Genomic DNA, 22,543 nt, shown 5'->3' with positions numbered 1-22,543 from the left:
TCGACTAATTTTCTCGGGTTTTTAGCCTAAAAGATCAATTTGAACTTTATAAAAATAAGCCTAAACTATATACAGTTTTAAATCTAAGATTTATAACAGAATTGATGCGATTGGATAGTTAGATATGTCATATAAAGTAGGGTTGGTTGTACTCAGCATGTGTTCAGTGTTGCATTTGTCTGGTTGTCAAAACACGCAAAGCAGTACCAAAGTGATTGCAGGTGCATTTAACTTATCGACACAAGTCCAAAAGACCTTTATCAACCTACATGCACCTGACAATGTTATTGTGCAGTCAAATATTCAATATCTACAAAATCCAAATTTAAGCTTGGATATCTATCAACCTGAAACAATTACAGTTATTGCACCCAGACCAACAATTGTTTGGATCCACGGGGGCGGTTGGGTCTCTGGCTCAAAAGAACATGCAGGGGGATATTTTAAACGGCTCGCAGCCCAAGGCTATAATGTGGTTTCTGTTCAATATCAGTTTGCACCTGACGCCATTTATCCCACACAGCTCAACCAAATAGATGCAGCACTGACGTTTTTGAATCTACATGCAGCACAATATGGCATTGATTCGCAAAATATGTATTTGACAGGGGATTCTGCAGGTGCAAATATGGCCAGTCATTATGCCGCCTTGGTTACGAATCCAGATTTTGCGAAAGCGTCAAAGATTCAGCCAGTATTAAAGCCTTCACAGCTTAAAGGGCTGATTTTACATTGTGGTATTTATGATTTAAACAGCTTTGTAAATACAGCACCCGACGAGATTGGATTGATCGAGTGGGGCGTCTATAACTTGGTTCAGGCGTATACCGGAGACAAAAAAGATGATGCCGAGTTTTTAACGCGTATTTCAACGGCCTCAAATATTAATTCAAATTATCCGCCTGTATTTATCAGTGGTGGTAATAAAGATTTTTTAACCAAAACGCAATCTGAGCCTTATGTAGAAAAATTGAAGGCAAATAATGTACCTGTGACAGCGGTATTTTATCCAGATTCGAAAGAATTTTTGGTACATGAATATCAATTTATGATGAGTAAAAAGGCCAGTCAGCAGACCTTTGATCGGACTTTAGAATTTTTGCAACAACACACACAGACCGTCAAAAATTAAAAACAGACTTAAATGGCTTGCAGAATAATCTTTAACTTAATAGCATACCTACCAGTTGGTATGTTTGTTTTGGAATGATTAATGAATTCGGTAACATTGGCCTATGGCTTACTGTCATTGGCGATTATCTCAGAAGTAATTGGTTCGACATTTTTGGTGAAGTCAGAAGGGTTTACCAAACTTGCGCCTTCATTGGCTGTCGCAGTTTTATTCTGTTTAGCATTTTATTTATTGTCTCAGGTGATTAAAGTCATACCACTTGGTATTGCTTATGCCATTTGGGCGGGTGTTGGTATTGTTTTAACTGCACTAATTGGCTACTTTATCTTTCGTCAAAGTTTAGACCTCCCAGCCATGTTAGGGATAGGCCTGATTGTTTCAGGTGTGGTCGTGATCAACCTGTTTTCAACTTCTGCTGGACACTAGTATGGATAATCCGCATCAGCGCAAGAAAGAACCTCAACTGATACGCCAAAGTATTTTGCAGCATGCAATCCGTCTTGCTGCAGATAAAGGTGTCAACGGGGTGTCGATTCAAGCCGTTGCGGATTTAGTTGGGGTCACAAAAGGTGGTGTATTTCATCATTTCTCAAATAAGCAAAAGCTCTTAGAGTCCATGATCGTCATGCTTTTAGCTCAATTAGACGAGGTTGTTGACCGATTGATTGACGAAGACCCTGAGCCATACGGTCGTTTTACCCGAGCCTATATTGAAATTACCTTAGAAAAACAAATCATGGGTTTGCAACAGTCATGGTCCGCGATTTCGATGACCATGCTGACCGATAAAACTTTTAATGAATATTGGATTGAATGGATGAACTCACGTTTAGAGCGACATCATCAGACCGATTCAGATATAGAACTCAAAATTGTTCGTTATGCAGCCGATGGTATTTGGCTCACCGCTTTTACAGAAGTGGAAGACGAAATCGAAACCCAATTATTAAAACAAGAACTGATCGCCAGAACGTATCGAGCGAAATAGATTAAATAACTGATTTTACATACGTAAAAGTAATTACGCATTTTTAAAATGATTTTTAAGTCTATTCGACAGAGGCTTACATCTAGGGATTGAATAAAGGGATTAACCTTCGGCTGGAGGTACTCTTGAAATGTTGTTTCTCATTTGGCAAAATGAGAAGCGTGCTTCGTAAGGAAGCCATCTTGCGGAGCATTGCTCCTCACCGCAAAACTTGTTCACTAGTGTCTAATTATTCAAAGTATCGCAAAAACATTTTTGATTAGAAATAGTCCTATCTCAAACACTTGCGGATGACGTTACCGCGTATCATTCTTTTATTTGAAGCAAATTATTTAACTGAGGGCTTAATTTCTCTTATATTTGAAAATAGCATGTACGACTAAACCAAAGACCAACCCCCAAAACGCGGAACCAATACCAAAAAATTGTACGCCCGATGCACTAAATAAGAAGGTGAGTAGAGCAGCGTCACGTTCACTCGCTTCTTGGAAAGCAATGACGATGTTGTGTCCAATGGTGCCTAGTAGGGCAATTCCTGCTAAAGCGGTAATAAATACCAATGGAAAAGCAGTTAAGAAACTCACCAAAGTGGCTGCAAACAGGCCCATCAAAATATAAAAGAAGCCACAAGTCATACCTGCGATATAGCGCTTTTTCTCATCGGGGTGGGCTTGGTCATCTAGACTGATGGCTGCACTAATCGCAGCAATATTGACACTAAAACATCCAAATGGCGCGAGTAGCGTTTGGGCTGTACCAGTCCAACCAATCAGTTGATTGACGTGGGGTTGATAACCATAACTTTTAATCATGGCTAAACCCGGTAAATACTGAGAGGCCATATTGATTACAAAGAGTGGTAACGCCAAACCCAGTATTGCTGAGATCGAAAATTCAGGTGTGACCCAAACCGGCTGTACGAGTTCTAAATTAAGCGCCGGTAATTGAAAGCCAAGTAATAATGGACAAAGCATGATGCCAATGATCACCGTAATGACAATGCTATAACGTGGTAACAGTCGTTTACTGAGGACGTAAGCCGCGAGTAAACCAAGAACGAATGCCCATTCATTTTGTAAACTGACAAATAGCTCAATACCAAATTTAAGGAGTACACCCGCCAACATTGCACTAGTTAGACATTGCGGGATATAGCGCAATATTTTTTCAAAAATGCCTAAAAATCCAAGTATTGCTGTCAATAAGCCACAGACCAAGAAAGCACCTAGGGCGGCATTCATGCTGTAACCATTTGCAGTCGCTAAAATCAGTGCCAGTCCTGCAGTGGACCATGAAGTCGCAACGGGATATTTAAATTTCCAAGACAGAATCAGCCCGCTTAAGCCGATACCCAAACCTAGAGCCCAAAACCAAGAGGTTATTTCTGCAGTGTTGGCACCGAGCAGTTGTGCAGATTGGATCACCAAAACAGCCGAGACACTGATCCCGACTAAGAACGTAATAAAACCTGCAAAAGCAGCTGGAATGGAAAAGTCTTGGAGTAGTTTTTGCATAATGATCGAGCTATGAGTATTGTTGGCGCAGATTTAAGATGACATTTTTCAGGATGATACGCTCAAGTCCTGTACAGTAAAAGTGCTCATCGAGATATTATGGAAATACTTTATTTATTCACAAACGACACTTTAACAAAAGGCACTTTAATAGAACGAATCGACAACCCACATTGAGGATGTTTTATCCATTCAAAACTTTAAAGGGATATGGAATTTCCTAAGAAAAAACAGTACTACTTTGCCCATGTCAGTTACATGGTAGATGTCGCAAGCTTTAGACCGAATCCACAAAATAGAAGACCAACCGCTGTCACGCAGCATGCCGTAAATTTATAACGATGGCTAAAATAGGTGGCCAGTTTTGCACCCGAAAAGATCAAAATCGTTAAATAGCTCATACTGATAATTTGCAGCACGATCGCGAGTGCGGTGAATGTAATCGCTGGATATGGATATGCAGGATCGACGAATTGTACAAAGAACGATAAGTAAAAAAGAATGGCTTTCGGGTTTAAAATACTGATGGTTAATGCAGTCTTAAACGGTTTCAATTCATTCAAACTCAGTTGTTTAGTGTCGAGTTGTTCTGGCGTTTGAACGGCATTCCATGTTTGGTAGGCAGCCTTGAAAAGTTTGATACCTAAATAACTTAAATACAGCGCACCGACAATTTTTAATAATAAGAATAACCAAGGGAAGGCGTGAAGTAAGGATGCAGCACCGAGAGCAGTGAGTAAGATTAAGATCAAATCGCCAGTATAAACGCCAAAAGCGCTTAAATAGCCGACCTTAATGCCATAGCGAGAAGCAACAGACATGACATAAAGTGAATTTGGCCCGGGTAAAATCACAATTAATATCGTACCAATAATAAAGGTCGTTAAGTCTGTGATTCCAAACACTGAAGACACTCTAATAAAAACCGAAGCTGTAGTATACAACTTCGGTTCTAGATGAAACTGAAAATTTCTAATTTATGCTTTTATTTCAGCATCTAAGCCAAAAGTTTGACGCAGTAAGCTACTTAATTGCTCACGGGCTTTAATAAAACCATCAATACCGCCTTGTAATAGTTGGAAAGACATTAAGTCTTTTTCAACTTCAGCTTTGAAAGTTTGCTTGTCGAGCACTTGTACGTCGTGTTGACAGTGTGCATGCGCATGATGATTAGATAGTTGCACTTCAACGGTACGCTGATCTTTTTCCAGTTCTGCCAATAAATTCGGTGAAACCGTCAATAAATCACAACCTGCTAAGCCAAGCACTTGATCGATACTACGGAAGCTAGCACCCATAATTTCAGTTTTGATGTCATGTTGTTTGTAGTAGTGGTAAATCTGCTTAACTGATAAAACGCCTGGATCTTTCTCAATCGGGTAGCTATCCACATTTTCAGCTTTTTTGTACCAATCTAAAATACGGCCGACAAATGGTGAAATCAGTGTGACTTGAGCATCTGCACAGGCTTGAGCTTGATGTAAGCCAAACAATAGCGTCAGATTACAGTGAATGCCTTCGGCTTCAAGGGCTTTAGCGGCTTGAATGCCTTCCCATGTTGAGGCAATTTTAATTAAGATACGGTTTTGATCGATACCATACTGTGCATATAAAGCCAGTAACTCTTTGGCTTTTGCAATGGTGGCATCGGTATCATAAGACAAGGCTGCATCGACTTCTGTAGATACACGTCCTTCGATCAATTTTAAAATTTCTACACCAAATTTGACCGTAAGAATATCGATGGTGCGCTCAACCAGCTCATCGTTTTGATAACCTTCTTTACGCGCTTGTTCAAAAGCACTTTCAATCAGTTCTTTATTTTCAGGTTGATTTGCCGCTGCTGTAATTAAAGATGGATTTGTGGTCGCATCCAATGGACGGAATGTATTAATCGCAGCTAAATCACTGCTGTCAGCAACAATCGTTGTTAGGCTTTTTAATTGGTTTAACGCATTTTGAGTCATTTGAAATCTAGTTCTTAATGTTCTTGGTGTACATACTTTTATAACACAATCTGTTTAGAACCCAACCAAAAACCGCCCAATTAGGCGGTCTAAATCGTAGTTTTTCGTGAATTTCGGATGTGATTAATCAAAAAATGAGCAGCCGAGCCGAGAGGTTTTTCACGGTTCCAGACCAAGTCGACGAAATATTCAAATTTGGGTGTGAAATCTTGAAAGCTTAAGATTTTGAGTTGATCTTTGAGTGTTGGATTTTCATTAAACATCTCTAATGGAAGCACACCCCAACCCAGACCTTGAATAATCATCGAACAAGCAGAGTGGTGGTTATCTGTACGCCAATTGTGTTTGGAAAATAACAACTCTGGTTTGATGCTTTTATCACGACTTGCAACCACGATTTGCCGACTTTGCAAAATTTGCTCAAAACTGACTTGCTTAAATTTCGACAGGGCATGTTTTGTCGCAGCAACAGGAACCAATGCTTCACGCTTCAATTCGACAAATTGTTCATAACTCTCAAGCTGTTCACGTTCAAACATTAGAGCAAGCTGCGCTTGACCCTGTAATAACATCTTTTGAGCATCTTCTTGAGGCGCAGAAAAAATATTGATTTGCAAAGATGGAAAATGAGTTTCTAGCAAAGAGATATAGTCGGTCCACTGCGTATGAAGCAGTTCTGATACCACCACGATATTCAGTGAAGACTCTAAACCATGACTCAGCGCAATCGCATGCTGTTTCCACTGATTGATTTCTATCAATAATTGTTCAGTTTTTTCATACAGGTTAAGCGCTTGAGCGGTGGGCACAGGCTCACGACCAACGCGCTCAAACAGTTTAAGGTTGAGATCAATTTCGAAATTCGCAATGGACATGCTGACTGCTGATGGCACTTTGCCGAGTTGTCTGGCGGCTGCGGAAAATGATCCTGTTTCCATGACTGTTTTAAAAATCATCAGTTGTTCTTGATTAATATTCATGAGCATACAGAAAAAATAAAGGAATACAACCTTTCAATAATATTGAAAGAATCTGACTCGATTAATCAATAATATAAAAATAAAATAAGTTTTTTACAAATAATAGAGTGTTTCAAAATGACGATTTCCAAGAGAAGGATTATTCATGCGCTAAGCTATGAGATCATCCTATTGGTGATCATTGCTATTGCTTTAAGTTTTATTTTTAAAGTTCCGATGGAGGTGACAGGTACGCTCGGTATTGCAATGGCGGTCACTTCTGTGATTTGGAACATGATTTTTAATCATTATTTTGAAAAATTTGAAGCAAAAAGAAAGTTAAAAAGAACCTTTGGTGTACGTGTTTTACATGCAATTGGATTTGAGGGCGGTTTAATGCTTGCAACCATCCCAATGGTGGCTTATGCCATGCATATGACCTTATGGCAGGCGATTTTGCTCGATTTTAGTATGACCATGTGCATTTTAGTCTACACATTTATTTTCCAATGGTGCTATGACCAGATCGAGGCGCACTTGGGCTACCAACCACAATATCGTTAAATTTCAATAAGAAAATCACATTGGCCTGTACTGATAAATACAGGCCTTTTTTGCATCAAAATAGTGCAATATTTAACAAATAATAATATATAAAAACATAAACTAACTATAAAAAGTTAGAATAATTACATAACTTTTAAATATAAGAACAAAGAATGTTTTTATAAATTAATTAAAAAAATATGCAAAATAAGGAGTTAGTATATGAAATTGATAAAAATTGTCACTCCTGTTGTTTTACTTGGGCTTACACAATTTACATTTGCAGATGGTAACTTTAAGCGCTTTTCTGTATCTGCAGGTTGGTTACACGTGATGCCGCAAGGAAAGGCGAATCCTTTTAACATTAATACTTCTGTGGCAAATGGGACACAGGCCAAAGTTGGAAGCATTAGTGAAGAGGGTTTTTTACAAGCAATTGACCCAAATGCAACGATTCAAGACGGTGATAACACAGTAAATTTAAAGGAGACTTTAGGAACATTATTAGAAGATAGTTTTATTAATGGACTCATGACAGATGGCAAAGGCAATATCAAACCAGATATTGCAGGGACATCGACATTATATGGATTGGAAAATTGGTCAGCAGGAGGCACTGGTCTAGAAGCAGAGGATGTTGATACTTTAGGTTTGATGGTCAATTATTATATCAATGACAACGTATCCTTACAGATGATTGGCGGTATTCCTCCCAAAGTGGATATTCAAGGGAAAGGGATGATTACGGCACCTTTATCTGGCAATGCAATGCCGGGAGGTCTTGCTGGTTTGCTGTTTCCGGACGGTTTACCTTTGGATTATGATGTACCAATTACCAATCTGGATGCTTATGGTAAAGCAGCAACAGCGCGTGCTTGGACGCCAGCATTTCAAGCTCAGTATCAATTTGGAAAATCGGGCGTGAATAAATTCAGACCTTATGTAGGTGCAGGGATTATGTATGCGTATTTTAATGATATTGAACTCAATAAAGGTATTGAATCTGACTTAATTGCTGCAGGGCATATGATTCAAAATATTAAGGATAATCTTGCAGGTGCTGCATTAGACGGTAAAGAATCATCAGGTAAAATGGTGGTCGATGTCGATGCGGATGATGCGATTGCTCCAATTGTCACACTCGGTTTTACCTATGACTTCACCCCAAATTGGTTTACAGCAGCTTCAGTGTCTTATGCAAAGTTAAATAATAAGACCAAGATCGATGTGATTAACCAAACGACCGGTGAACAGTTAATTCATGCAACGACAAAGATCGATATTGATCCCATCATTACTTATTTAGGTGTCGGTTATCGTTTCTAAAAATTATGAAATCTCTGAAATAAAAAACCGCTCATAAGAGCGGTTTTTTGCTTTAAAGCATAAAGGATTATTTTTCAATAATTGCTGTCACACCTTGACCACCTGCAGCACAGATCGAAACAAGAACGCGACCTGAACCTTTTTGGTTCAGCAATTTTGCAGCAGTTGCGATAATACGACCGCCAGTTGCAGCAAATGGGTGACCTGCAGCAAGAGATGAACCTTTCACGTTCAATTTAGAACGATCAATTGAACCCAATGGTGCATCTAAGCCTAAACGTTCTTTACAGAATTTAGGATCTTCCCATGCTTTCAGTGTAGACAATACTTGAGATGCAAATGCTTCATGAATTTCATAGTAATCGAAATCTTGTAGCGTAATACCTGCACGTTCAAGCATACGAGGCACTGCATAAGCAGGCGCCATCAATAAGCCTTCTTTTTTCTCGACAAAGTCAACCGCCGCTGTTTCTTGGAAAGTTAAATAAGCAAGAACTTCGTGACCGTTTGCTTTTGCCCATTCTTCAGAGGCAAGAAGGACACATGACGCACCATCAGTTAGTGGAGTCGAGTTACCCGCAGTCATCGTACGTGCATCGCCTTTACCAAACGCTGGTTTTAACTTCGCAAGTTTTTCTACTGATGAGTCTGCACGTAAGTTGTTGTCACGCTCTAAACCAAGGAATGGCGTAATAAGGTCATCAAAGAAACCTTCTTCGTAAGCAGCTGCCATTTTTTGATGTGAAGATGCAGCAAGTTCATCTTGCGCTTCACGAGAGATACCCCATTCAAGTGTCGTAATTGCTTGATGATCACCCATAGAAAGACCTGTACGTGGCTCACCGTTTTTCGGCGCATCCATCAAGTCTTTTACATTAATTTTAGTTAATGCTTTAAGGCGATCTTTACCTGTTTTTGCGATGTTCAGTTCAAGTAGTGCTTTACGTAAACCATCACCAAAAGCGATCGGTGCATCAGAGGTTGTGTCTACACCACCAGCAACACCCACTTCGATTTGACCCAATGCGATTTTATTAGCAACCAAGAAAGCTGCTTGTAAACCTGTACCACATGCTTGTTGAATATCGTAAGCAGGTGTTTCAGGAGCAAGTTCGGTATTGAGTACACACTCACGGGTCATGTTAAAGTCACGACTATGTTTTAACACAGCGCCAGCAACAACTTCACCAAGGCGTTGACCTTGAAGGTTGAAGCGTTCAACAAGACCATTTAATGCAGCTGTGAACATATCGCTGTTCGATGCAGTGAAGTAAGCGCCGTTAGAACGAGCGAAAGGAATACGATTACCACCGATAATAGCAACGCGGCGAACTGTGTTTTGACTCATGGTATTATCCTGTTGAACAGACGTTTGAGTTGTTGATTTTAAAGCTGTTTTAGGGTTTGAAGCGGGTGTCTTAGTACGTGTAGATGCACGACGAGGACGGCTCGTTTTAGCGACATCACTTGTAGACTTGGTTGCTGTGCCCGTACTTTTAGCGGTACGTGGCGTACTCTTTGATGTATTTGACACAGTTTCCGTAGTCGGACTTTCGACTGCTGGATTTTCTTGAGTTGTTTTGCTCATAAGGCTTTTCCAAGCATGTTGATGATCTTCTTGACGGCTACATTAGCATATTCACCAAAGGGGTAAATTGACTAAAATGACATTCGCTAAAGCATTCAGGTCAAGCCATCTGCGGTTTAACTCAAGTATGATTCCATGGAAACTGATGGAACTATTGAAATATAAGTATCTGACATCATCTTGAAGTTAAAGGGATATCTTCAGATCCATCAAAAATTAATCTGTATGAGAGATAATAAACATGACTGATCAATACCAAACATTTGCAAAATCTCCTATTGGTAAATTTGTCATCAAAAATTTAGGTTTACCATCACCGACTTTTTTAGAGCGTTTTGAGTCTGCAACACCTGTAGTTAAAGGTGCGGTTTTATTCGGTGCAGCGCCTGCTTCAACATTATCTGGTGCTATTGCACAAGTCTTGGCAAATATTCATGCCAATAGCTATGCAGGCAATAATGCGGAACTACAGCAAGCTGCGGCAAAATCAGGTCTAAACTTAAGCGCATTCAACGAAGGCGATAAAGAGTCTAAGTTTAAAGTTGTGGTGTTTGATGCTTCAGGTATTCAAAACTCAGAACAATTGCATGCCTTATATGCCTTTTTTAACCCAATCGCACGTCAAATTCAGGCGTCTGGTCGCGTTGTCGTTGTTGGTACAACACCAGAGACTGCGAAAACTGTGAAACAAGCCATTGCACAACGTGCATTAGAAGGTTTTGTAAAATCAGTGGGTAAAGAGTTTAAGAAAGGGATTGCAGCACAATTAGTTTATGTGGATGAAGGTGCTGAAGCAAACTTAGAATCTGCATTACGTTTTGTGATTTCACCACGTTCAGCTTATGTATCGGGTCAGGTGATTCGTGTATCTAAAGCAGATGTTGTGGATGTTGACTGGAATAAACCGCTTGCAGGCAAAACAGCTGTAGTAACAGGTGCAAGCCGTGGTATTGGTGAAGCAATTGCACATGTATTGTCACGTGATGGCGCGCATGTGATTTGTTTAGACGTTCCACAGCAGCAAGCTGACCTTGACCGTGTTGCAGGTGAAATTGGCGGTTCTACGCTCGCGATTGATATTACTGCAAGCGATGCCGGTGAAAAAATCAAAGCGGCGGCAGCTGCTCAAGGTGGTTTGGATATCATCGTGCACAATGCAGGGATTACCCGTGACAAAACTTTGGCCAATATGAAGCCTGAGCTTTGGGACTTGGTGATTAACATTAACTTGTCTGCGATTGAGCGTGTAAATGAATACCTTCTTGAAAATGATGGCTTCAATGCAAATGGTCGTATTGTGTGCGTATCTTCTATTTCAGGTATCGCAGGTAACTTAGGTCAAACCAACTATGCTGCTTCTAAAGCAGGTGTAATTGGTGTGGTTAAATTTACTGCTCCATTATTGAAAAATGGCGTAACAATTAACGCTGTTGCTCCGGGCTTCATTGAAACGCAAATGACTGCTGCGATTCCATTTGCAATCCGTGAAGCAGGTCGTCGTATGAACTCGATGAGTCAAGGTGGTTTACCTGTGGATGTTGCTGAAACGATTGCGATGTTTGCTTCAACTGCGTCGACTGGCTTGAACGGTAACGTGGTACGTGTGTGTGGTCAAAGCTTGTTAGGGGCTTAATTAATCCCTCCCGACCTCCCTTTGAAAAAGAGAGGAGAAGTCCCCCTTTATCAAAGGGGGATGAGGGGGATTTAAAATATCCTTCTTTAAAAGGAAGGGAACTTTATAAAGATAAAACTTCCAAAGGTTTAGTATGAATACTCGCCATTTTAGTCAACTTCCAAAACCTTATTTAGCCTATCCAAAAGTGATTCAAGGCTTGATTTTTAAAAAGCCTAAAGCTGAAAAAGTGCTGCCGCAAGTTGAATATGTGGTGGATTCATTTAAGGTCGATCAAAAACATTTAAAAGCTTATAACGAAGTGTGTAGCTTTAAAAACAATGGTTATATCCCAGCGATTTATTTGGCTGTGCTTTCTCAAAGTTTGCAAATGCATATGATGACCACAGAAGCTTTTCCATTTGCGATCTTAGGTTTGGTACATATTCGTAACCAAGTGAAGCAATATCGCAAAGTTGGTGTGAATGAAACACTGTCATTGTCATGCAAATTTGGTGAATTACAGCCACATGATAAAGGTGTGCAATTTGACTTTATTACCACTGCAAAAGTGGGCGATGAAGTGGTTGTAGAATCATTAACCACGTATTTAGCACGTCAAAAAACAGAGAACAAAGCTGCGGCAAAATCTACCGAAACAAAGTCAGCTGAGTTGCAAGTTCAAGCTGAATGGAATGTTTCTGAAAATACCGGTCGCCGTTATGCGTTGACTTCTGGTGACTTTAACTTGATTCATATTCATGCTGTAACCGCTAAAGCGTTTGGTTTTAAACAAGCCATTGCACATGGTATGTGGAGTAAAGCCAAAGCTTTGTCGAGCTTAACTTTGCCAGATGCGTATGAAGCAGATGTCTGGTTTAAACTGCCGATGTATCTCCCATCACAAGTTGAGTTTTTAACGGCTCAAACTGGACAAGATACCGAGTTTGCAATTCGAAATAGCAAAAACAAAAAACCGCATGTCGCGGGAAGTGTGAAAGCACTGTAAAACTTAAGCCTAAATCGATATCGGTTTAGGCTTTTTTGTTTTAATCTCAAGCGATTCATATTCAAAGGAATGATGATGCAGGCGCTCAAAGAATATCTATTTGCACAAAAGAATAATTATCAAGGTACAGTCGACGAGGCGTTTCAGGATTTGGCGGTGCAATTTAGCCGGATGCAGGATGCTCGAACCCACTTAGGCGGAGCTGCCTTAGTGGTGTATTTTAAAGGTCAAAAAGTTGTGGATATTTGGACCGGTAAAAAATCAGCCGAAGAAGCTTGGAAGTCCAATACCCCCTCGGTCTGTTATTCCACGGGTAAAGGCGTACTTGCAACGCTAGCACATATTTTAGTGAGCGAAGGCTTTCTTGATTACGATACTCCCGTTGCAACATATTGGCCGGAGTTTGCTCAAAATGGTAAGTCGGATATCACATTAAGGCACATACTGAGTCATCAAAGTGGTTTATACGATATCCGTAATATCATTGAAACAGCATCCGAAATGGCAGATTGGCCGCATATGCTCAACGTCATTGAACAAGCTAAACCACGTTTTGGGCCGACAACTGATGCGGCATATCAACCGTTAACCTTCGGCTGGCAAGTAGGTGGTTTACTTGAAAAGGCCACAGGTCGACCGCTTACTGAACTGATGCAACACTATTTGGTTGAGCCTTTAGCATTGGATCATGCTTTTTTTGGCGTACCAGAGCATCAACTTGGTAAGGTTGCACGCTTGATTCCGAAAAAGAAAAAAGAAGAACGCACTATAGATGCTTCTGTTCAAGAAAATACTCAAGTACAGACAACGAAAAAAAAGACGGATACACGAAAACCATCAATCTTTGATCAGCTCCTACAACTTTCGGGACAAAATTTGCAAGACTTTCAAGATGGTATGATTCCAAAAGGAATGCGCAAGTTTTCATTTTTTAGTGATGAGGGTTTACAAGCCATTATTCCTGCGGCAACAGGCGTATTTAGTGCCAATAGTTTAGCGAAAATCTATGCCATGCTAGCCAATCATGGCCAGTGGCAAGGACAGACCTTAATCACACCACAAGTTTTTGAATCTTTAAGTAAAATTCAATATAAAAAACGTGATCGTATTATGCCTTTACCAATGAATTGGCGTTTGGGATATCATCGAATTTTAACTTTAGGTAAATCTAGTGAAGGTTTTGGACATATAGGTTTTAATGGTTCTGGGGCCTGGTGTGATCCGCAGCGTGATTTAAGTTTTGCTTATACACATAACTTTGCGACGGGTTCAATCACTGGCGATTATCGCTTATGGGGCTTAACTCAAGAAACGCTACGCTGTGCAGACAAAGCACTTAAAGGACGTAAGGGCTGGCTTTAAGATACTTTGGAATAGAACAGAAATTGGGGAAATGTGAAAAATATGCTATTTTCCCTCGCAGTTTTAGATTGCTGTGATATTCCTATGAAAAAAGTTGTTTTGATTCCCTTAGTAGCAACATCGGCGATGTTGGGTTGTCAGGATTCAACTCAAACGAAATTAAAGGAGATAGAAGCAATTACTGCTGAAAAACAGCATGCAGCATGGGTCGGTAATTTTAAAGGCACAACACCTTGTATGGGCTGTCTTTCTCGTTGTGAAGATTGTCCCGGTATGGCTGTGGCTCTTGAGCTACATGAAGACCAAACCTATACACTTACTCGTGAAAGTCTAAGTGGTCATAACGAAGTAGAAGTGCTAAAAGGTGTAATTCGTTTTAAAGATGAATCAAAGCAGCAGCTAGAACTCATGAAAGTGCAAACGCGCAATCTTTTGTATGTAGATTTGGATCAGCAATTGCTAGAAATTCGTGAAGACCAGACGGCGAAACGCTATCAAATGCAGAGTGATTTCCTTTTAAATAAAGCAGTTTAAGCATTCGTAATTTATATTAAATTTGCCTGATCATTGTGATAGCTCAAGATCGGATTTTTATTGTCCAAACTCTGCCATTTATTTCACTATTAGACAAAAAAACAGTATGCTTACACCTGTAAAAAGGAGCATACATGTATCAAGTACTTGCACGAAAATACCGTCCACGAAATTTCATTGAACTCGTGGGGCAAAACCATGTGTCACGCGCACTTACTAGTGCCTTAGAACGTGGTCGGTTACATCATGCGTATTTATTTACAGGTACTCGTGGCGTGGGTAAAACCACCATTGCCCGTATTTTGGCAAAATGTCTGAACTGTGAAACGGGTGTAACTTCAACGCCGTGTGAAGTCTGCCCAACGTGTAAAGCAGTAAATGAAGGTCGTTTTATTGATTTAATTGAAATCGATGCGGCATCACGGACTAAAGTTGAAGATACCCGAGAGCTTCTCGACAACGTTCCTTATGCACCAACGCAAGGTCGCTTCAAGGTTTATCTAATCGATGAAGTACATATGCTCTCTACGCATTCATTTAATGCGTTATTAAAGACTCTCGAAGAACCGCCAGAGCATGTGAAGTTCTTATTTGCAACCACAGATCCACAAAAATTACCGATTACTGTCATTTCACGTTGCTTGCAATTTACTTTGCGTCCTTTAGCGGTGGATGAAATCACATCGCATTTGACAGATATCTTACAAAAAGAACAAATTCAAGCGGAGCAAGATGCGATTTGGCAAATTGCTGAATCGGCTCAAGGTTCACTGCGTGATGCATTGTCACTAACTGATCAGGCGATTGCCTATGGTCAGGGTTCAATTCAGCACCAAGATGTTAAAGACATGTTGGGCCTAATTGACCGTACGATCATTTATGATTTGATTTTAGCCATTCATCAAAATCAGCGTGAACGCGTGAGTGCTTTACTCATGCAATTCCGTCAACAAGCGTTGGATGTTTCGCTGGTATTAGATCAGTTGATTTCAACGTTACATGAACTGGCATTATTACAATACTTGCCAGACTTAGCGTTGAAATATAGCGCTGAGATCAATCAAAAAATTATGCAATTGTCGCAGTTGATTTCAGCTCAAGATTTGCAGTTGTATTATCAAGTCGCATGCAAAGGTCGGGCAGACTTGCAGTTGGCAGTCACGCAAGAGCAAGGTTTTGAGATGTGTGTGCTGCGTCTATTAGCATTCCGACCATTACAGCCAAACGAAATGTTGGTCTCTGCCGTACAGCAAGAGTCAGCCGCACAGCCACAGCTTGCTCAAAATCAGGCCGAAACAGTTCAGCCGACTCAAACACAGTCTTTGCAGCAACCCAATACCGTTGTTGAGTCTGCTGCACAGGTTGCCACTGTTGAGCAGCCTGAAGCTGTACCCGCTGTAGACACATCGCCAGCTTTCGATGATTTTGATGATTCACATTATGATGACGATGATGGCTATGTTTCTGCACCTGCAGCCGACGAACCTTCATCTGATGATTTTTTAGATGATCCTGAAGAAGACGCAATAAGCCAAACTTCTACAGCATCTACAGCAAATGGCACTCTAGATACGCAAGAGGTTGCACCGGTTGAGTCTGTATCGACACAGCAAAATGACACGCTTGTTATGGATGCCGTGGCAGAAGATACATTATTTGATTTAGATCCGACGCCGAGTACTGAAACTGAAGAAGTTGATGTGAGCGCTATAAATTTTGAAGATATTGCACCTTTAGAACCAACAGCTTTAGAGTCAAAAAGTGTAGAGCCTGAAACAGCTCAGCCACATTTGATAAATGCCATTGAACCACAACATGTGGTGAATGAATCAGTTTCGGGTGCTCAAGGCGACAATGGTTTTGATCTAGCATCACCACAAGTTACGCAAAGTTCCGTTTCTTCGGATGTTGTTCAAACGGGTTCATCTTCTCCCTTGATGCCACAAGATATTTTGACTTTACAGCCTCAAACCCTTGAAGGTGAGTGGACGGTCGAAAAGTGGGAGTATTGGTTCCGAAATAGTCAACTTTCACCTGCGGTACAAGAGTTGGCGCAGCATGGCATTATGCGCGGTACGATTGACGGTGAATCGACTTTCCATATTCCAAAGCGATACGAAGCTTTAGTGACTCAATTACAGCATGTATTGGAACAAGCCATTCATGCACAATGGTCAAAATGTCGTTTCCATATCAGCTTTGAAGATGTCGAAGAAACCACACCGTATGCTTTACAGCATGTCCGCAAAGAAAAAGCGTTTGCACGTGCAAATGAGTTATTACATGCAGAGCCTGTTGTGAAAGACTTACTCAAAAGCTTTGATGGTGAGTTGCAAAATATCCAGCTCAAATAAGTTTTAAGCTGGATATAAAAATTAAAGTAAAAACTGAGTTAAAGCATATCGCATATCATCGGGTATCGAGGTGCTTTTTCGTGTTTGGCGGTCGACAAACACATGTACGAAATGTCCTTGGGCAGCAGCCTCATTTTGTCCTTGTTTAAAAATGGCTAAGTCATAACGCAGTGAAGAATTGCCAATTTTTTCAATCGAAACCCCAACTTCAATGATTTCAGGATAGGACAGTTCTTGTAAAAAGCTGCAGGCTGAATCGACCACTAAACCAATGATCGGGGTATTTCGCAAATCAAAACCGGCATGTTGAATCAAGAGCGCATTTGCAGCGGTATCAAAATAGCTGTAATAGGTGACATTATTGACGTGGCCATACATATCGTTGTCTGCCCAACGCGTTTGGATTGGAAATAAAAATCGATAGTTTTGGCGGCGTTTAGTTTCAGGTTTCATCGTTGGTATTTTCTTTATTTCAAAAATGAGTGAACTTTAGGCATAAATTGATTGGTAAATCTGGCGTGCATCTTCAAACTGCAGTTCTCGCGGATTATTTTGTAATAGTCGTGTTTGTAATAATGCGTCTTCTGCTAAACGATTGAGCATATTTTCAGGCACATTCAGTTGGCTGAGTTTTAGCACCAAACCGCTCTGATCTAAATGATTTTGCATATGATCAATAAATAAATCACATAAACCATCGGTACAGCCCGTACTGTATGGATCTAGCCAACTCATGAGTTCTGCATAATGCTGCTTGGCCTGAGGTGCATTAAACTTTAACACCTCGGCTAGAACCAGTGCATTGGTATGACCATGCGATAGATGAAAGTGTCCACCGAGTGGATAGGCGAGTGCATGCACCGCTGCAACAGGTGCATTAGCAAAGGCCTGACCTGCAAGCATTGAACCGACTAGCATGTGCTGACGCGCTTCGAGGTTATGTCCATCTTGTAAAACCAGTGCTAAGTTTTTATTTAATAAACGCAAAGCTTGTTTGGCGAGCATATCCGCATACGGATTTTTTTTAATTTTTGACGTATAGGCTTCAATGGCATGCACCATGGCATCGATACCGGTTGCTGCGGTAATGTGTGCGGGAAGATTTAATGTAAAGTTCGCATCGAGGATACAGACATCGGCATACAGTACAGGGGAGACGATACCTGTTTTGGTGGTTTCACCTGTAGTGACGATAGAGATTGGTGTGACTTCAGAGCCGGTCCCTGCCGTTGTCGGAATCAAAATGAGTGGCAAGCGTGGTCGTTTTGCATTAGCTACACCATATAAATCACTGATCTGCTGTGTTTGCTTAGGATGAGCCAAAATCGCAATAATTTTAGCCACATCCATTGAACTGCCACCGCCAAAACCAATAATCAAATCTACTTTTTCATTCTTGGCAAATTGAACTGCATCCAAAACTATATGTTCTGCAGGGTCAGCTTGAATACTGGAATAAATTACATAGTCTTGATGGATACTTTCTAAAATATCCAAAATGGGTAAATGTAATTGTTGTTGCAACATACCGGGGTCGGTCACAAACATGACACGTTTGGCTTGAAAGTCGCCTAGGACCTCTCTCAGTTGGGAAATAGAGCCTAAGCCTGAAATAATATTGCTGACGGTTTGAAACTGAAATTGACTCATTGGCTTATCCCTAATTTTTTATATCCAAATAAACATTATTCTTGAGTGTTGATATAGGATTCATCCTGTAAATAACTTAACATAAGACGCTTGAAATAAAAGTAGTCTTGAGGTTGTTATGTCATCCAGCACGCCATATAAGGTGTTGTGTGTTTGTTTAGGAAATATTTGCCGTTCACCTACGGCTGAAGTGGTTCTCAGACATTTTTGTGATGAAGCGCAACTCAATATTCACGTCGACTCTGCGGGTACGAGCAATTATCATCCGGGCAAAGCGCCTGATCTTCGTAGCCAACAGCATGCAAAATTACGAGGCTATAACTTATCTGCATTACGCGCACGTCAGTTAACGGTTCATGATTTTATTGAATTTGATTTGATTTTGGCCATGGACTACGAAAATTTAGACAATATTCAAAACCTCATGCAAAAGGCGCAGCAACAATTCGGTCAACTACGTGCACAAGTATCTTTGATGAGTCAACATGATCACCAATATCCGCAACAAGAAGTACCAGATCCGTACTATGGTGGTGATGTAGGGTTTGAACATGTATTAGATCAATGCGAATCTAGCAGTCAGGCTTGGGTCAATTATTTAAAAACTCAGTTACAAGCACAGCAAAAAAATTAAGGTTTAAGAATGCAAATTCAAACACAGGTTCAGCTTAAGCCATTTAATACATTAAGCCTCGATGCTGTAGCATCTCATTATGTACGTGTTCAATCGGTAGAAGAAATTCAAGCAGCGCTCGACTTTGCCAAAGCTGAGCAATTAAATGTATTGGTGCTTTCAGGGGGTAGTAATATGCTGTTGCCTGAGCAAATTCATGCTTTAGTGATGCACATGGATATTCAAGGGATTGAATATGTACAAGACGATGCCGCAACCCAAACTTTAAAAGTGGGTGCAGGGCAAGTGTGGCATGACTTTGTGCTATGGACGACGGCACACCAGTTTTATGGTTTACAAAATTTAGCATTGATACCTGGTTTAGTCGGTGCTTCACCTGTGCAAAATATTGGAGCTTATGGTGTTGAAGCGGGTGAATTTATTGAATCTGTGCAGGTCTATGACCGTGTAACAGAACAGCAAAGTAGTATTAGCGCTGCCGATTGTCATTTTTCATATCGCCATAGTATTTTTAAAGATGAGCCAGAGCGTTTTATTATTACGCATGTCACGTTTAAACTTTTAAAACATGCAGATTTAAAATTAAATTATGGTGATTTAAAGCAGGCGGTAGGTGAAGACTTAAGTGCAGAAAACCTACAACAACAAGTCATTCATATTCGTCAAACCAAACTCCCAGATCCGAAAGAATTTCCAAATGTCGGAAGTTTCTTTAAAAATCCTGTGATTAGCCAGCAAGCCTTTGACCAAATTGCGCTGCAATTTCCCAATTTACCCCATTACCCACAACCGAATAATGCGGTAAAACTGGCAGCGGGCTGGTTGATTGACCAAGCGGGTTGGAAAGGGAAATCTGTGGGTTCAGTGGGAATGTTTCATAAGCAAGCTTTGGTATTGGTCAATTACCAAGACGCCACGCTGCAAGATGTGCGTACAACTTACAAAGCTGTACAACATGATGTTTTTGAAAAATTTAATATTGAACTACATCCAGAGCCTGTATTATTTGATACAAATGGCTTGATTCGATCTCACGCAGATTAATAAAAACATAGGTTTTAGATTTATGCATAAAACACATTGGATGGTTCGCTTAGTACAAATTGCCGCAGTGCTATTTGTACTTTTGGGCTGTCTGATGATTTTTATCTATACGCCGTTTTATTCTAAATTAATTGTTAAAAGTTTAAATTATTTCGTTCCTGTAGAAGTCAATCAGCTCGCAGCGCAAAGTCAAAAACTCGGTGCTTTGAGTGATGATGATAACTATGAGCCGGGCTCAGATTTATGGATTGCACGCCAAGCGTATTTACAACTCATGGAGCAAACCATACAGTCCGATGAGCCTCAAGACTTGACCCTTATACAAGCGCGTTATAAGGCTTTACAGCAGCTCATTGAAGAAGAACATGAAAAAGAAATAAGTGATAATCAAAAGGACATACCGAAAGTTCCTTTGCTGAATCCTTCTGCATCCGAGGCGGCATCCTCTGAAGCAATGGCGGAAAATCCTGCTCAAAAAATGAAAGAGCTGCTCGAACTCAATAGTGCGGAAAATAAAGGACTCATGACGCAATATACAGAGTTCTTAAAAACTCATGAAATTGAACAAGCTGCTTCAGAAGCGGAACCGATCGATGATGAAACCTATCTTGATCTAGCCAAAATGAAAGATAAAACCCTGAAGAAACCAACCGCAGATCCGTATGCGATCGTGGTGTTAGGTGGTGGCTTAACTTTAGATAAAAATGATAAAGATATCGTGGTGAATGACTACACACGACTTCGACTGGAAAAAACACTCGATGTCGAACGCACACATAAGCTACCGATTGTACTGAGTGGTGTGGAAGCACCGTATATGCAAGCTTGGTTAAAGCAATATGATGTCGATGCGAAATTGCTTGAAAACCGGAGTATGAATACTTGCGAAAATTCACGCTTTAGTTCGTTACTTTTACAGAAAAAAGGCGGCGCACCGACGGTTATTTTAATCACCGACCAATATCATATGCCTCGAACACGGCGTTTATTTGCATTAAATGGTATTGAAACCATTCCTGTTGTTGCACCTATGCCAACGACATTAACCACATGGCGACCAAGTGAAAAAAATTATGACCATAGTCGTCGTGCCAATTATGAATTATTAGCCACCTTACGTGACGTTTGGTTTGGCTCAAGTGACTGTCGGGAGGTCCCATAATGTCAGATATCCCATTTCTTAATCCTTCAATCCTTAAACAATTAGATCTTCCTATTCCAAGTCGAGAATTAACCCCACAAGTATTAGAACCTCTAAATTTAAATCGACCTTTTGAGCCTAGTGTTGAAATACAGTCTTATAGACGACTTTATGGTTTAGATGCCTTGAACTGTGAACATTGGCAAGGCTATGTAGAAATGCCTTTGTTCAAATTACATGTACAAGTATTTCAACCGAAACTGAAAACTGAAACGGATGTCATTAAAGGCACTGTATTTTTATTGCATGGTTATTTAGAGCATAGTGGAATATATCAGCCGATTATTCGTGAGCTCTTAGATCAAGGTTTTAGTGTTTTGACCTATGATTTACCGGGGCATGGTCTAAGTAATGGATCGCCAGCCAGTATTCAAAACTTTGATCATTACCAACAAGTTTTGGAAGCGGTATATCGTTATGTGAAACATGCAGCTCAATTACCGACACCGTGGTTAGGGATTGGGCAGAGTACGGGTGGGGCGATTTGGCTGCATCATCTGTTAGATTTTGCTGAACATCGCAAAAACCCTTATGTCGAACGAGTTTTATTATTATCTCCGCTGATTCGCCCTGCAAAAACGGCATGGTGGCATAACTCGGTTGGATTAGGCATTATTCGTCGTATTAAACGTGAAGTGCCACGTCATTTTAGACGGAATAATCATAACCCTGAGTTTTTGCGTTTTGTACGTTTAAAAGATCCTCTACAACCTCGAATGATGGGGATGGACTGGATTTTGGCCATGTCAAAATGGATGCAGGAAATGGAAGAGCGACCTGCATGTCGTATTCCAGTGTGGTTAGCTCAAGGCGCACAGGATCAGACGGTGGATTGGCGTTATAACATTGAGTTTATACGTCGTAAATTCCGTTTACAGACGCTTCTCATGCTTGAAGAAGGTTCACATCAGCTGATTAATGAACGTGCCGATATTCGTGCTGCATTAACAGGTTTGATCCCTGCATTCTTGCATGCTCAATCGAATAGTAAGTCTTATTACTAACTGATGTTACGCACTAACATCAGGAGCGTAATTTGATTCAAATAAAAGTACGATACGCGGGAAGGTCATCCGCAAGTATTTGAGACTGGACTACTCCTAATCAAAAATGTTTTTGCAAT

Annotated in this window: 21 protein-coding genes; 14 read left to right on the top strand and 7 right to left on the bottom strand. The window is 40.5% G+C overall.

The window, feature by feature from the left end; translation table 11 throughout:
- Nucleotides 1-124 precede the first annotated feature (124 nt).
- The 3 genes from FTT76_RS09165 to FTT76_RS09155 all read left to right on the top strand — a co-directional run bounded on the left by FTT76_RS09165 (nucleotide 125) and on the right by FTT76_RS09155 (nucleotide 2,120).
- The gene (locus FTT76_RS09165; RefSeq protein ID WP_180007887.1) at nucleotides 125-1,132 is read left to right on the top strand and encodes an alpha/beta hydrolase; all 1,008 of its coding nucleotides are present in this window, start codon (nucleotides 125-127) and stop codon (nucleotides 1,130-1,132) included.
- Nucleotides 1,133-1,213: 81 nt separating this feature from the next.
- Entirely contained in the window at nucleotides 1,214-1,558 is a 345-nt protein-coding gene (locus tag FTT76_RS09160) for an SMR family transporter (protein WP_078188613.1), read from the top strand.
- Between the two features lies 1 nt (nucleotide 1,559).
- Nucleotides 1,560-2,120, top strand: coding sequence for a TetR/AcrR family transcriptional regulator (locus FTT76_RS09155; protein ID WP_180007888.1), 561 nt, complete (start codon nucleotides 1,560-1,562; stop codon nucleotides 2,118-2,120).
- A 344-nt stretch (nucleotides 2,121-2,464) separates the two neighbouring features.
- On the opposite strand, the gene FTT76_RS09150 is transcribed toward FTT76_RS09155, so the two are convergent.
- The 4 genes from FTT76_RS09150 to FTT76_RS09135 all read right to left on the bottom strand — a co-directional run bounded on the left by FTT76_RS09150 (nucleotide 2,465) and on the right by FTT76_RS09135 (nucleotide 6,581).
- Nucleotides 2,465-3,634 (bottom strand): benzoate/H(+) symporter BenE family transporter, encoded by a 1,170-nt coding sequence (locus FTT76_RS09150; protein WP_180007889.1) that lies wholly within the window; start codon nucleotides 3,632-3,634, stop codon nucleotides 2,465-2,467.
- Between the two features lie 254 nt (nucleotides 3,635-3,888).
- A complete protein-coding gene (gene leuE, locus FTT76_RS09145) occupies nucleotides 3,889-4,539 on the bottom strand; it encodes a leucine efflux protein LeuE (RefSeq protein WP_180007890.1) in 651 nt (216 codons plus the stop codon).
- Between the two features lie 72 nt (nucleotides 4,540-4,611).
- Complete coding sequence (tal, locus tag FTT76_RS09140) at nucleotides 4,612-5,601, bottom strand: transaldolase (protein ID WP_078191801.1); 990 nt, start codon at nucleotides 5,599-5,601, stop codon at nucleotides 4,612-4,614.
- Between the two features lie 89 nt (nucleotides 5,602-5,690).
- Entirely contained in the window at nucleotides 5,691-6,581 is an 891-nt protein-coding gene (locus FTT76_RS09135; protein WP_180007891.1) for a LysR family transcriptional regulator, read from the bottom strand.
- Nucleotides 6,582-6,698: 117 nt separating this feature from the next.
- On the opposite strand from FTT76_RS09135, the gene aceI reads away from it, so the two are divergent.
- Nucleotides 6,699-7,124 carry a chlorhexidine efflux PACE transporter AceI gene (gene aceI / locus FTT76_RS09130; protein WP_168377760.1) on the top strand — a complete coding sequence of 142 codons (426 nt, stop codon included), beginning with the start codon at nucleotides 6,699-6,701 and terminating at the stop codon, nucleotides 7,122-7,124.
- Between the two features lie 204 nt (nucleotides 7,125-7,328).
- Nucleotides 7,329-8,432, top strand: a complete 1,104-nt coding sequence (locus FTT76_RS09125) for an OmpW family protein (protein ID WP_180007892.1) — start codon at nucleotides 7,329-7,331, stop codon at nucleotides 8,430-8,432.
- 67 nt (nucleotides 8,433-8,499) lie between these two features.
- On the opposite strand, the gene FTT76_RS09120 is transcribed toward FTT76_RS09125, so the two are convergent.
- Nucleotides 8,500-10,020 carry an acetyl-CoA C-acetyltransferase gene (locus FTT76_RS09120; protein WP_180007893.1) on the bottom strand — a complete coding sequence of 507 codons (1,521 nt, stop codon included), beginning with the start codon at nucleotides 10,018-10,020 and terminating at the stop codon, nucleotides 8,500-8,502.
- A 241-nt stretch (nucleotides 10,021-10,261) separates the two neighbouring features.
- Here FTT76_RS09120 and FTT76_RS09115 point away from each other — a divergent pair, with 241 nt between their 5' ends.
- From FTT76_RS09115 to dnaX, 5 genes are all read left to right on the top strand, one after another.
- Nucleotides 10,262-11,653 (top strand): 3-oxoacyl-ACP reductase, encoded by a 1,392-nt coding sequence (locus tag FTT76_RS09115; protein WP_180041156.1) that lies wholly within the window; start codon nucleotides 10,262-10,264, stop codon nucleotides 11,651-11,653.
- A 133-nt stretch (nucleotides 11,654-11,786) separates the two neighbouring features.
- The gene (locus FTT76_RS09110; protein WP_180136065.1) at nucleotides 11,787-12,641 is read left to right on the top strand and encodes a MaoC/PaaZ C-terminal domain-containing protein; all 855 of its coding nucleotides are present in this window, start codon (nucleotides 11,787-11,789) and stop codon (nucleotides 12,639-12,641) included.
- A 75-nt stretch (nucleotides 12,642-12,716) separates the two neighbouring features.
- Nucleotides 12,717-14,003, top strand: coding sequence for a serine hydrolase (locus FTT76_RS09105; protein WP_180111227.1), 1,287 nt, complete (start codon nucleotides 12,717-12,719; stop codon nucleotides 14,001-14,003).
- Between the two features lie 84 nt (nucleotides 14,004-14,087).
- The gene (locus tag FTT76_RS09100) at nucleotides 14,088-14,537 is read left to right on the top strand and encodes a copper resistance protein NlpE N-terminal domain-containing protein (RefSeq protein WP_180135846.1); all 450 of its coding nucleotides are present in this window, start codon (nucleotides 14,088-14,090) and stop codon (nucleotides 14,535-14,537) included.
- Between the two features lie 134 nt (nucleotides 14,538-14,671).
- The gene (gene dnaX, locus FTT76_RS09095; protein WP_180007897.1) at nucleotides 14,672-16,891 is read left to right on the top strand and encodes a DNA polymerase III subunit gamma/tau; all 2,220 of its coding nucleotides are present in this window, start codon (nucleotides 14,672-14,674) and stop codon (nucleotides 16,889-16,891) included.
- A gap of 21 nt (nucleotides 16,892-16,912) precedes the next feature.
- Here the strand turns inward: dnaX and FTT76_RS09090 are convergent, their stop codons facing one another.
- Nucleotides 16,913-17,344: a thioesterase family protein gene (locus FTT76_RS09090; RefSeq protein WP_180007898.1), complete on the bottom strand. Its 432-nt coding sequence runs from the start codon at nucleotides 17,342-17,344 to the stop codon at nucleotides 16,913-16,915.
- Between the two features lie 36 nt (nucleotides 17,345-17,380).
- Nucleotides 17,381-18,541, bottom strand: coding sequence for an iron-containing alcohol dehydrogenase (locus FTT76_RS09085; RefSeq protein WP_180007899.1), 1,161 nt, complete (start codon nucleotides 18,539-18,541; stop codon nucleotides 17,381-17,383).
- A 118-nt stretch (nucleotides 18,542-18,659) separates the two neighbouring features.
- On the opposite strand from FTT76_RS09085, the gene FTT76_RS09080 reads away from it, so the two are divergent.
- Genes FTT76_RS09080 through FTT76_RS09065 form a run of 4 tightly spaced genes read left to right on the top strand, consistent with a single transcriptional unit; the run spans nucleotide 18,660 to nucleotide 22,424 of the window.
- A complete protein-coding gene (locus tag FTT76_RS09080; protein WP_180007900.1) occupies nucleotides 18,660-19,175 on the top strand; it encodes a low molecular weight protein-tyrosine-phosphatase in 516 nt (171 codons plus the stop codon).
- 9 nt (nucleotides 19,176-19,184) lie between these two features.
- Nucleotides 19,185-20,219, top strand: a complete 1,035-nt coding sequence (gene murB, locus FTT76_RS09075; RefSeq protein WP_180007901.1) for a UDP-N-acetylmuramate dehydrogenase — start codon at nucleotides 19,185-19,187, stop codon at nucleotides 20,217-20,219.
- Nucleotides 20,220-20,241: 22 nt separating this feature from the next.
- A complete protein-coding gene (locus FTT76_RS09070) occupies nucleotides 20,242-21,381 on the top strand; it encodes a YdcF family protein (protein ID WP_180007902.1) in 1,140 nt (379 codons plus the stop codon).
- Nucleotides 21,381-22,424, top strand: coding sequence for an alpha/beta hydrolase (locus FTT76_RS09065; RefSeq protein ID WP_180007903.1), 1,044 nt, complete (start codon nucleotides 21,381-21,383; stop codon nucleotides 22,422-22,424). Before FTT76_RS09070 ends, FTT76_RS09065 begins: the two co-directional genes overlap by 1 nt.
- The last annotated feature ends 119 nt before the right edge of the window (nucleotides 22,425-22,543 follow it).

The sequence above is a fragment of the Acinetobacter sp. YH01009 genome, assembly GCF_013420765.1.
Classification (GTDB): domain Bacteria; phylum Pseudomonadota; class Gammaproteobacteria; order Pseudomonadales; family Moraxellaceae; genus Acinetobacter; species Acinetobacter amyesii.
This window is presented reverse-complemented; position numbering and strand designations above follow the sequence as displayed.